The organism is uncultured Lactobacillus sp., assembly GCF_947367085.1.
In the GTDB taxonomy this organism is placed as follows: domain Bacteria; phylum Bacillota; class Bacilli; order Lactobacillales; family Lactobacillaceae; genus Lactobacillus.
Genome location: NZ_CANBCP010000063.1, coordinates 1 through 9,527, shown reverse-complemented (window position 1 = coordinate 9,527; position 9,527 = coordinate 1). Strand labels below are relative to the sequence as shown.

The following is a 9,527-nucleotide window of genomic DNA, read 5'->3' as shown; positions in this document are numbered from 1 at the left end:
GTAATAGGATGTAGATATTAGAAAGAAGGGTGGATATTGGAAGATATTTTAGATGTAACAGATTTAACGATGAAATTTGATTCAAAAGTTGTCTTTCAAAATCTTAATTTTAAGCTAAAAAAAGGTTCAATGACTGCCCTGTTAGGACCTAATGGTGCTGGAAAAACTACCTTAATCAATATTTTGATGGATTTATTAGATCCAACGGCTGGAAATTATAAATTTTCAGACCAGATTAAATTAGGGTATGTGCCACAGTTTAGAAATATTGATCAAGATTATCCTTTGTCAATTAAAGCCTTTGTGGGACTTAATGCACCGTTGATAAAAAATAAAGAAGTTAAAAAACAAATTGAACATCAATTACAAGAAACTAATTTGACTGGTATTCAAAATACCCGGATGGGTCGCGCTTCTGGTGGACAAAAGCAGCGGGCATATTTAGCACAAGCTTTACTTGATCATCCAAATATGATCATCTTAGATGAAGCTACAGCTAGCTTAGATCCTGTAGCTAAGCAAGAATTAATGAACTTGATTGATCATTTAAATAAAAAACACAATATGACAGTCTTATTTGTAACACATGATGTAGCACTTGCTAAAAAATATATGAACGACTATCTTTACTTAGACCATGCAAGTATTAGGCAAGGAAAGATGGCAGATTTTAAGGAGGATTACGAATAATGTTTCAATTTGATTTTATGCGTTATGCCTTCTTAGCAAGTACATTTATTGCAATTACTTGTGGAGTAGTAGGTGTCTATGTTGTAGCAAGAAACTTTAGTTTTCTAGCTCATACTTTGTCTGAAATAGGTTTTGCTGGTGCCAGTTTTGCGGTGTTTATGGGAATTGCGCCTTTATGGGGAATGCTTTTGTTTACGCTGCTTGGTTCAGTTGGAGTTGGCGAATTAACTATGCACTCGGACCAAAAAGAGAGTTCAATTAGTGCTATTTCAGCTCTTTTTATTGGATTAGGTGTTTTGTTTTTAGCTATTTCTAATTCAAATAGCCGCTATGCGACAAATATTTTGTTTGGTAGTATCATCGGCGTTGATCGACAAGGTGTTGTACAACTAGTTGTTTTGTCAATCATCGTTTTATTATTAATTTTTGCAGTACAAAGACCACTTAATTTTGATTCATTTGATCACATTGGAGCTATGGCTCATGGCGTTAAAGCTGGTTTTGTTGGAGTAGTATTTTTAGTTGCCTTGGCAATGTCAGTTTCAATTGGTTCACAAATTGTAGGTTCATTGCTAGTCTTTATTTTGTTAACCTTGCCAGCATCCACTGCCCGCTATTTAGGACGCAGCATTGGTTCAATGATAGTATGGTCAATTGTCATTGCCTTAATTGGGGTCTGGGCAGGTCTTTATTTAGGATTTTTGACTAACTGGCCAGTAACTTTCTTTATTGCAATTATTGAAGTATTTATCTATTTAGGCACATATTTCATTCAAATGTTTAGAAACTAAAAAATAGGATCTCCATTTTGGAAATCCTATTTTTTATGTTCTAAAGTTCATCAATCAGTTTTTCAAATTCATTCAAGCGTTCTTCAAAAGTCTTAAAGGCTTCTTCAAGATAAGCTGGCTTAGTCATATCTACGCCGGCTTTTTTCATGATTTCAGTTGGATAATCACTTGAGCCTGCTTTCAAAAAACCGATATAAGCTTGTCTTTGAGCATCTGTGCCATGGACTACGTTATTAGCCAAAGCAGTTGCTGCTGCAAATCCTGTAGCGTATTGGTAAACATAAAAGTTATAGTAAAAGTGAGGAATTCTTGCCCATTCTTTAGCAATATCGCCACCTTCTTCGACACTTGGTCCGTAATAACGCTGGTTCAAATCACCGTAAAATTTATCTAAGATGTCAGCAGTTAAAGGCTGTCCTTGTGCATCAGCTTCATGGATAAATTGTTCAAATTCCGCAAATTGTGTTTGACGAAAGAGAGTGCCCTTAAACGAATCAAGGTAGTAGTTTAAGACAAAGGCGCGCGTCTTTGGATCAGTAACGTGGTCTAAGAAGTACTCGGTTAAAATATTCTCATTGGTGGTTGAAGCGATTTCGGCCACAAAAATTGGATAATCACCATAAACATATGGCTGGGTATTTCTAGTGTACCAGGAATGTACTGAATGTCCCGTTTCATGAACTAAGGTATAAAGTGAGTCAATATTATCTTCCCAGTTTAATAATTCATATGGATCAGTGTCATAAGAGCCACCAGAATAAGCACCTGTAACCTTGTTTTGAGATTCAACAACATCAATTACACGGTTGTTAAAAATATAGTCAACATGTTTTAAATAGTCTTCACCAAGTGGAACTAAAGCCTTTTTTGCTTCTTGTTTAGCTTGTTCAAAATTGTAAGATAATGATGGCTTCCCAGTTAACGGTACATACATGTCATACATTTGTAAGTCTTTAAGGCCAAGGATCTTTTTACGAAGTGCAACATAACGATGAAGCAAGTTTAAGTGAGAGTCGACTTCTTTGATTAAAGTATCATAAACAATTGTTGGTACGCCATTAGCATCTAATGCAGCTTGGCGTGCTGATTCATATTTGTGGACTTTTGCATTGTAGTTGTGAGCTTTGGTGACACCAGATAGCGTAGAAGCAAGAGAATTTTCAAATTGACCATAGGTGTCATACATTGCTTCAAAGGCCCCTTTTCTGACTTCACGGTTTTGTGATTGGATCAATAAAGAATAAAGACCATCTGATAATTGAACCATTTCACCATTGTCATCTTGGGTAAAGCCATACTGCATATCGGAATTAGTTAATACATTAAAAGTATTAGAGCTAACTCCTAAAGCGTCACTAGCATCAGCCACAAGTTTTTCTTGGTCAGCTGATAAAGTATAGGGACGTCTACGGGTGACGAGCTCTAAGCGATGATGGTATTGGTCTAAGCGAGGTTCATCTTTGATGAATTGGGTTAATTTTTCTTTAGGGATGCTCAAAATCTCTGGATCCACAAAAGCAGTTGCTGCAGAAAATTGACTTGCTAAAGATTGGACTTTTGCCGCATATCCTAAATAGTGGCTGTTGCTTGTGTCAACATCACTTGACATTGTGGCATAGACGTAGACTTTTTCAAGGCGCCGGCTAACTTCTAGCATGGCGCTAATGCCTTCATATAGATCTTTGCCTGATTTTGAAAGAGTGCCTTTTAAATTAGCCAAATCTTTAATATCATTTGCGACATTATCGTATTCTTTTTCCCAGGCATCGTCGTTTTCAAAAACACGACTTAGATCCCACTTTAAATCTTCGCTTACTTGGTTTCGTGTAGGTAGAGCCATAGTTTTCCTTCTTTCGATTGAATAGTAATAATAGAACCAATTATAGAACAATATTTCGCTTGCGAAAAAGTAAAACTTTATTAATAATTGAAATCAAGTAAAAATAGTGCCGAAAAATATGGTTAAATTAGGTGTTAGAAAAAGAGGGGAAAGTTAAATGGATCCAAAAAATCCTAATACGCGGGAAAATTATCGTCAAACAAAAGATAAAACGATTGAAAAACTGTCACATAATCGCGTATTTGCAGCGGAAAAAAATAAGAGTGATAAACAACACCTGATTAGAAAAATAGCGGGTCTAATAACTGTTTTTATCTTAGGCATTGGGTTGGCATACTTTGGAAAAATTTATTTTACAGCAATTTCCACAGCTCGTCAGGCTTATCACGGTAGTGGGAAAACATCTGCTGCAATTGCTCAAAATAAGCCAGTGTCCATTTTAATTCTAGGCGTGGATCAAGGAATTGAAGGTCGTCATGACCGCGGAAATTCTGACACAATGATATTAGTCACAATGAATCCTAAGAAAAAACAGGCAACTATGACATCAATTCCACGAGATCTTTTAGTAGACGTCTTAGGAGATAAGGGTAAGTATTATATGTTCCGTGTGAACTCAGCTTATCAGGTCGGTGGAAATAAGGCTTCACAAAAAACAGTTTCCCATCTGCTTAATACACCAATAGATTATTATATGGAAGTTAATATGCAAGCTCTTGAAAGCATGGTGGATGCTTTAGGTGGTGTCGATGTTAACGTCCCATTTAGTTTTACTTACAATACCAAATTTAAAAAAGGTAAGATGCATTTAAACGGTAAACAAGCACTAGATTATTCTCGAATGAGAAAAGAAGATCCGAAGGGCGATTACGGCCGACAAATGCGTCAAAGACAAATTATTACTCAAATAGTTCATCAGGGAATGACACTGAATTCAGTCAACAATTATCGTAAGATCTTAAACGTCTTTGCTAAATATGTTAAAACTAACCTAACTTTCAATGATATGATGACGTTAGCTATGAATTATCGCTCCTGTGCTTCAAATATTAAAAGCGGCTATATTCATGGTCATGATGCTTGGATCGGAGGAGCATCGCTACAAGTTGCTTCAACCAAGGAATTACAACGTGTTTCGGACTTAGTTAGAAGTGGTCTAGGCTTACCAAAAGAGAAACTTAAAAACGAAGAAACACGTCAAAATAGCTTGCAAAAAGGATTGAAATGGAGTGATCCGACAGCATTTGAAAATTATGTAATTTATTCACAGCATTCTGACACTGTTGTTTGGGACGGTAGTAATTGATAAAACAAAAAAGAGAACCACTTTTCAATAAAATGGTTCTCTTTTCTTTATGTATCTGTTGACATTTATATATTAGTTCTTTTTAAGTTAAAGTCAAATTTCTTTATATTAGCCAATTACTTCAACGGTTGCTGATAATACTCCAGCAGCTGGTACTTGACTGTTAGGCATGGCAACATCTAATTGACGAGGGTTAGCAGCCGCAAAACCACCAGTATCATTAACCACGCGAATCCAGACAGTTCCATCAGGTAATGTAATCTTTAATTTGGTTCCTTTAGGAAATACTGATAAGTTAGCAGCAACACCACCATAACCTAAGCTAGAGCCCATTGCAGCTGGATCATAAAATGAAAGTTTGAAAGTACCCTTGTTTACTCCGGACACATTTTGGTTAGAAGCATTATTAGTAGTTGGTGCTTGTGAACTTGCTTGTTTTTGTTTTGCAAGTTGTTCAGATTTGGCTTTTTCTTGAGCAGCTTTTTGTTCTGCCTCAATTTTTTCTAAACGAGCTTGTTCAGCTTGAACTTCTTTGAGCTTAGCATTACGGATGGCTTCAACTTGTTGTTTTTGTAGCTTTTGCTTTAATAGCTCTGGCTTCATAGTTTCTTTAACTAATTCACTAGAAACTGCAAAATCATCATCTGAGTCAGCGGATGCAGTAGTATTTGAAAAACTAAAAGTTAAAATTAAAAATGAAATAGCAGTAAAAAGGACTGCGAATTGTCGCTTAAACAAAATATTACTCCTCCTAAGTAAATACTTTTGATAAATTCTGAAAAATTAAGGTGTAGATAAGTAATAAAACTGTTATCCTTTAAATAATCGATACTTACATTATAGAAAGCATTTGTTGCACTATTAGGACATGACAATTACAGATTTTTATAAGCTTGTAATAAATTGTTAGATGAATGTCATTTTGTAACAAAAATGTAATATCTGTGACTAATAGAAAAGGTGAAACTATGAAAGTAAAGACTCTTTTTCCGGTAATTTATGGCGTCTTATCAGCGCTAATTAGCTTTATAGCAGTAGTATTTATTTGCTTACGTACTTTTAGATTGAATTTGAGCTTATCAGTTGCTATCGCAGGGATTTTTGCTATTTTCTTTTTTGTAGTGTCTTACTTTAGGGGTCATGCTTCATATGAAATTAAAGCAATTACAGCTAAATATCATTTAACCGATCAAGATTTAGCACAAATTACAGGGATGAGAGCGAGTGATTTTCCAGTTTATAACAATAAATTACAATTAATAATTCCTAAGCGAATGTGGCCGAAAGTATTATATCAATTGCAAGAATATGACAAAAAACAGATGGAACTAGCAAAAGATAAATCTAATAAAGAAAGAGGAACTCACAAGTGAGTTTATTAACAGTTAAGGATTTAAGCCAAACTTTTATTGATAAGACTTTATATGAAAATGCATCATTTGTTTTAAATAAAGAAGATCACATGGGAGTGACCGGTCAAAATGGAGTGGGGAAATCCACTTTAATCAAAATTTTGACGGGCGAAATAACGCAAGATGATGGAATTGTAAAATGGCAAAACAAATTACATGTTGGCTATTTAGACCAGTATGCTCATTTGGAAGCTGGTTTAAGCATTAAAGGCTTTTTAAAAACAGCTTTTGCACAACTTTATCAAAAAGAAAAAGAGTTGAATAACCTATATGCAAAATATAGTGAAAATAGTGATGATGCTCTTTTAGAAAAAGCTGGTAAAATTCAAACCCTTCTTGAAGAAAAGGGTTTTTATGATATTGATACTGAAATTGATCGAGTTGCAAGTGGACTAGGTTTAGCAGAACTTGGGTATGATCGAGATGTGTCAAAATTATCAGGTGGGCAACGATCCAAGTTGATTTTGGCTAAGCTATTATTGCAAAATCCGGATGTTTTAGTTTTAGATGAACCTACTAACTATTTAGATGTTAATCATATTGATTGGTTAGCGGATTATTTGAATAATTTTGCTGGGGCTTTTATTGTTGTCTCTCATGATTATGATTTTTTAGGACGAATTACGAATTGTATTATCGATATTGATTTTGGAACAATTACTCGCTATACCGGTGATTTAAAGCATGCCTTACGTCAAAAACAAGCTGATCGCGAAAGTTATTTAAAAGCATATGCTAATCAGCAACGTAAAATTAAGAAAACGGAAGCCTATATTCGAAAAAATAAAGCAGGATCACGCTCAAAAAGTGCTAAATCTCGGGAAAAGCAACTTGCTAAAATGGATGTTTTAACACCCCCGCAAAATAATAAAATCGCTCAAGTTCGCTTTCCTTATGTAACTACAGCGTCTAATTTATTGTTGCAGACCCAAGATTTGATTATTGGTTATGATAAAGCATTAGTAAAATCAGCATTTAACTTTAGTATAGGTAATGGCGAAAAAGTAGCTGTTACTGGTTTTAATGGTATCGGAAAAACTACATTGCTTAAAACACTATTAGGTAAGTTAAAACCCATCTATGGGAGTTTTGAACTATCGTCAACAGCCAAATTAGCTTATTTTCAGCAGGATTTAACCTGGCCGAATAAAAATATGACGCCATTGCAGTATCTGCAAGAAGAATTTACTCGTTTACGTCCTCGCGAATTGCGACAAGCTTTGGCCAGAATGGGATTAACTAGTCAGCAAGCTATGAGTCCTTTAAAGGAATTATCAGGTGGTGAACAAGAGAAAGTTAAATTAGCTAAAATGCAGTTTGAGCCAAGTAATTTATTGTTTTTGGATGAACCTACTAACCACTTGGATGTTACAACTAAAGAGGCACTTAAAAAGGCTATTATTAATTTTGATGGTGGAGTTATCATCGTTAGTCATGAGCGTGATTTCTTTAGAGATAATTGGGTTGATAAGACAATAGATATCGAAACTATGAATTAAGAAAAAGTTTCATGAGGTAAGATATGAATCAAGAAGAAATGGAGTCGCAATACGTAGCAGAAGTGTTAGATACATGTTTAAAAGCTGGCCGCTTGATGATTCAAGGGGGAAGTGAGATGTATCGGGTAGAAGATACCATGCGTAGGATTGCGTTTAATGCAGGTGTTAAAGGCGCTCGATGCTTTACTACACCTACTGGTATTTTTATGAGTCTGGGACCACATTCATATACTCAGCTGACACAGATTAAGGATAGAAATATTAACCTTGAATTGGTCGATCGGGTTAATAGTCTATCTAGAGATTTTGCTGCGAAAAAAATTACTCTTAATGAACTGCAAAAAAAATTGCAAGCTCTATCCGAATCTACACCTAATTTTCCAATTTGGCTCCAGATATTTGGGGCGACTATTCTAAGCTGTACTTTGATGGTCCTGTTTATGAATGACTATGATTGGATTGATTTTCCGGCAGCTGCGTTGGTAGGGGGAGTGGGATATGGTGTGTATCTCGCAATAAAGAAATACACTAATATTCGTTTTCTGGCCGAGCTTGTTACAGCAATTTTTATGGGCGTTTTGACTATTGGGTTATGCAAAATTTTTCCAAAATTATTAGTTGATAATATTTTGATTGGAGCATTGATGACATTGGTTCCTGGTGTTGCTTTCACAAACGCCTTACGTGATTTATTTGGTGGAGATATTTTATCTGGAATTGTTAGAGGAACTGAAGCATTATTTACAGCAATTGCCTTAGGAGGCGGAATTGGTATTGCAATTAAGTTATTATGGGGGATTTTATAATGCCATATTGGGTTGAAATAATAATAAATTTTGCTTTTGCCTGGATCTCAGCTGTGGGTTTTGCGTTAATTATTAATGTGCCTCATCGTGCACTAGTTTTATGCGGCTTTAGTGGAACAGCCGGTTGGATGGTATATTGGTGGGGTATTCAGCTAGGTTTAGGGAGGCTAGGATCGAATTTATTAGGAGCTTTATTAATTGGAATTTTAGGGGGTGTTTTTGCCCGAATAAAAAAATGTCCGGTGACTGTTTTTAATATTCCAGGAATTGTACCATTAGTGCCTGGAGTGCCAGCATATCAAGCAGTAAGAGCACTTGTTGATGGACAATTGTCTGATGCTGAAGACTTATTATTACGTGTAGCAATAGTAACAATTGCAATTGCGATGGGATTTTTGTTAGCTCAATTAGTGGTCGAAGTGTTCTTTAAAATACGTAGAAATAGAAAAAATAAGAAAAATTTTGTATAATAATTATGCGACGAGTCGAGGAAAACGCGAGATGCGTTCTTTGACAGAAGACATCTTGATTTAAATATCAAAGTACGGGAAGTACTGATGTTGGGCTCCTTCGGTTGTGAAACGAAGACCCTGAGATAGTTATATCTTCTTCGCCAAAAGCCAGCTGTTTAGCTGGCTTTTTTTTATAAAAATATTTGCAAGAACATATATAATTAGTTATCGTATTAATGACAAAACATATTGATGAAGGTTTTTTATTGTGAAGATTAAACAAGAAGAAATTACCAAAAAAATAGAAGAGCAAGATTATCTCCAAGATCTTGAGACAATTAAGTACAGCGAATTAAATAAAACAAAGATTAAGGCTTTTGCAAGTAAGATGATTCAAGAAGTAATTCAAGCTGCTAAGCATGATTCTTTAATTCAAACCCAGCTTGCAGTCGTAGGCCAGCGTCCTGTAACGTTTGCCTTGGAGAGTAATATTATCAATTTACCATTTAGTAATTATAAAAAGAAAATAAAATTAAGCAAGGCAACTATTAGAAACATAAAACAAAATTTATTTTGGGCATTTGGATATAATGTTTTAGGTATTCCTGTTGCAATGGGAGTTCTTCATATATTTGGTGGACCACTTTTAAATCCAATGATAGGAGCAGCTGCAATGAGTTTAAGTTCTGTTTCAGTTTTAACAAATGCTTTAAGATTAAGAAGTTTTAACC

General features: G+C 35.1%; 9 protein-coding genes and 1 pseudogene. 8 read left to right on the top strand and 2 right to left on the bottom strand.

All coding sequences use genetic code 11. The features are described from left to right. Positions 1–69: 69 nt before the first annotated feature. Both Q0Y70_RS08565 and Q0Y70_RS08560 read left to right on the top strand, forming a co-directional pair. Positions 70–690: a metal ABC transporter ATP-binding protein gene (locus Q0Y70_RS08565; RefSeq protein ID WP_297819800.1), complete on the top strand. Its 621-nt coding sequence runs from the start codon at positions 70–72 to the stop codon at positions 688–690. After that, positions 690–1,481 carry a metal ABC transporter permease gene (locus Q0Y70_RS08560; protein WP_297819797.1) on the top strand — a complete coding sequence of 264 codons (792 nt, stop codon included), beginning with the start codon at positions 690–692 and terminating at the stop codon, positions 1,479–1,481. Before Q0Y70_RS08565 ends, Q0Y70_RS08560 begins: the two co-directional genes overlap by 1 nt. 40 nt (positions 1,482–1,521) lie before the next feature. Here Q0Y70_RS08560 and pepF read toward each other — a convergent pair whose 3' ends face one another. After that, the gene (gene pepF, locus Q0Y70_RS08555; RefSeq protein WP_297819793.1) at positions 1,522–3,321 is read right to left on the bottom strand and encodes an oligoendopeptidase F; all 1,800 of its coding nucleotides are present in this window, start codon (positions 3,319–3,321) and stop codon (positions 1,522–1,524) included. 157 nt (positions 3,322–3,478) lie between these two features. Here pepF and Q0Y70_RS08550 point away from each other — a divergent pair, with 157 nt between their 5' ends. Beyond that, on the top strand, positions 3,479–4,627 hold the full coding sequence (locus Q0Y70_RS08550; protein ID WP_297819790.1) for an LCP family protein: 1,149 nt from the start codon (positions 3,479–3,481) through the stop codon (positions 4,625–4,627). A gap of 108 nt (positions 4,628–4,735) precedes the next feature. On the opposite strand, the gene Q0Y70_RS08545 is transcribed toward Q0Y70_RS08550, so the two are convergent. After that, positions 4,736–5,365: a hydrolase gene (locus Q0Y70_RS08545; protein ID WP_297819788.1), complete on the bottom strand. Its 630-nt coding sequence runs from the start codon at positions 5,363–5,365 to the stop codon at positions 4,736–4,738. Positions 5,366–5,595: 230 nt separating this feature from the next. Between Q0Y70_RS08545 and Q0Y70_RS08540 the strand changes: the two genes are divergently transcribed. From Q0Y70_RS08540 to Q0Y70_RS08520, 5 genes and pseudogenes are all read left to right on the top strand, one after another. Beyond that, complete coding sequence (locus Q0Y70_RS08540; RefSeq protein ID WP_297819785.1) at positions 5,596–6,000, top strand: hypothetical protein; 405 nt, start codon at positions 5,596–5,598, stop codon at positions 5,998–6,000. Beyond that, entirely contained in the window at positions 5,997–7,538 is a 1,542-nt protein-coding gene (locus Q0Y70_RS08535) for an ABC-F family ATP-binding cassette domain-containing protein (protein WP_297819781.1), read from the top strand. Before Q0Y70_RS08540 ends, Q0Y70_RS08535 begins: the two co-directional genes overlap by 4 nt. 23 nt (positions 7,539–7,561) lie before the next feature. Beyond that, positions 7,562–8,344: a threonine/serine exporter family protein gene (locus Q0Y70_RS08530; protein WP_297819778.1), complete on the top strand. Its 783-nt coding sequence runs from the start codon at positions 7,562–7,564 to the stop codon at positions 8,342–8,344. Next, complete coding sequence (locus Q0Y70_RS08525) at positions 8,344–8,814, top strand: threonine/serine exporter family protein (RefSeq protein WP_297819775.1); 471 nt, start codon at positions 8,344–8,346, stop codon at positions 8,812–8,814. The genes Q0Y70_RS08530 and Q0Y70_RS08525 overlap by 1 nt, the downstream gene beginning before the upstream one ends. Positions 8,815–9,064: 250 nt before the next feature. Next, positions 9,065–9,527, top strand: a pseudogene (locus Q0Y70_RS08520) (hypothetical protein); the annotation flags it as partial.

Coding starts and splice junctions, on each gene's coding strand:
- Q0Y70_RS08565 (WP_297819800.1), top strand. CDS start 70: ATGAAATTTGATTCAAAAGTTGTCTTTCAAAATCTTAATTTTAAGCTA.
- Q0Y70_RS08560 (WP_297819797.1), top strand. CDS start 690: ATGTTTCAATTTGATTTTATGCGTTATGCCTTCTTAGCAAGTACATTT.
- pepF (WP_297819793.1), bottom strand. CDS start 3,321: ATGGCTCTACCTACACGAAACCAAGTAAGCGAAGATTTAAAGTGGGAT.
- Q0Y70_RS08550 (WP_297819790.1), top strand. CDS start 3,479: ATGGATCCAAAAAATCCTAATACGCGGGAAAATTATCGTCAAACAAAA.
- Q0Y70_RS08540 (WP_297819785.1), top strand. CDS start 5,596: ATGAAAGTAAAGACTCTTTTTCCGGTAATTTATGGCGTCTTATCAGCG.
- Q0Y70_RS08530 (WP_297819778.1), top strand. CDS start 7,562: ATGAATCAAGAAGAAATGGAGTCGCAATACGTAGCAGAAGTGTTAGAT.
- Q0Y70_RS08525 (WP_297819775.1), top strand. CDS start 8,344: ATGCCATATTGGGTTGAAATAATAATAAATTTTGCTTTTGCCTGGATC.